Origin of the sequence: endosymbiont of Riftia pachyptila (vent Ph05), from assembly GCF_000224455.1 — a bacterium.
Classification (GTDB): Bacteria; Pseudomonadota; Gammaproteobacteria; order Chromatiales; family Chromatiaceae; genus Endoriftia; species Endoriftia persephonae.
The window spans coordinates 1-853 of sequence record NZ_AFOC01000185.1 but is presented as its reverse complement, the minus strand read 5'-3'; the positions used below and the strand labels follow the sequence as shown (position 1 = coordinate 853).

Sequence of the window (853 nt, the reverse complement as noted above, 5' to 3'; positions counted from 1 at the left end):
GTCTTCGTAGAACGGGCTCTGGGTCAGGTTGTAGCGGAAGCTGAGGGTGACCTCGCTGAGGCCGCCGAGTTCAAAGTCACGCTGCCAACCGCCGGACATGCCAAAGATGTCGTCGCCGTTGATGCCGCCCAGCACCACTTCGAGACCGCCGCCGCTAAAACCGCCAGCGGGCTGGTGGCTGCCGTCGGCGAAGCCCGGGGCGCTGGTGCCGCGATAGGCGTCGTCGACATAGCTGAAGCCGTCCGAGTCGCTGTCGAAGCCGGTCTCGATCAGGGTGGTGTTTTGCGTGATGGTGACCGTCGCGCTGGCGCTGATGCCACCGTCATCGGCCAGGACGGTGAACGGGCCACCGGCGCTGCTGGCGGTGAACCGGCCGGTCTGGTCGATGGTCCCGCCGCCGCTGACGCTCCACACCGGGCTGGTGGCGATGGCGTTGCCGTACTGGTCGAGGCCGCTGGCACTGAACTGCTGGCTGGTGCCGACGCTGAGCGCGGCGCTGCTCGGGTTCAGGCTGAGGCTGGTCAGCACCGGCAGTGCGCCGGTGGTCGCCTCGGCAGCCTCGCCGGGCGCACTCTCGTTGCCCGCCGCATCGTAGGCGGTCACGCTGTAGCTGTAGGTCGTCTCGGGATCGAGGCCGCTATCACTGTAGCTGGTGGTGGTTGCGGTGGCGATCTCGGTCTCGTCGCGGAAGATCCGATAGCCGGTGACGCCGACGTTGTCGGTCGCTGCCGACCAGCTCAGATTGATGGTGGCGGGACCGTTCGCGCTGGCGCTGAGGCCGGTGGGGGTCCCGGGCGCCTCGGTGTCGGGCACATCACTGACGCTGATCGTCACGCTGGCGCTGCCGGTGCCG

General features: G+C 68.5%; 1 protein-coding gene. It reads right to left on the bottom strand.

Features of this window, described 5'->3' with window-relative positions; all coding sequences use genetic code 11:
• A partial coding sequence (locus RIFP1SYM_RS16130) for a fibronectin type III domain-containing protein (protein ID WP_240992160.1) occupies nt 1-834 on the bottom strand: 834 nt, incomplete at its 3' end.
• Between the last annotated feature and the right edge of the window lie 19 nt (nt 835-853).